This window comes from Thermorhabdus hydrogeniformans, from assembly GCF_049310025.1.
GTDB lineage: Bacteria > Bacillota > Thermosediminibacteria > Thermosediminibacterales > Tepidanaerobacteraceae > JBJYKD01.
Genome location: NZ_JBJYKD010000255.1, coordinates 1 through 245, shown reverse-complemented (window position 1 = coordinate 245; position 245 = coordinate 1). Strand labels below are relative to the sequence as shown.

At 65.7% G+C, this 245-nt stretch carries 1 protein-coding gene; it reads right to left on the bottom strand.

Annotated features, from left to right (window positions below; translation table 11 throughout):
* Nucleotides 1-245: hypothetical protein (locus ACKX14_RS16340; RefSeq protein WP_422449482.1), on the bottom strand; the 245-nt coding region annotated here is incomplete at both ends.

Sequence of the window (245 nt, the reverse complement as noted above, 5' to 3'; positions counted from 1 at the left end):
CACCTAACGAGACACGAGCGACGCCGGTGCTGTTCAAGACATGCGCGCGCATGTCTTTGCGGCCGAGCTTCTCGGCCAGGGCGAGCGCCTGACGCCCGAGCGTCACCGCGCGCACGTTTTGATCACCGAGCATCGCGAAGCGTGCGAGGTTCGCGAGCACACGGAGCTTGGCGTTCTCGTCGGTCATGCGTTCTGCGAAGCCCTCGGCGATCCTGAAATGCTCGTCCGATCCGCCGTGGTCGCCG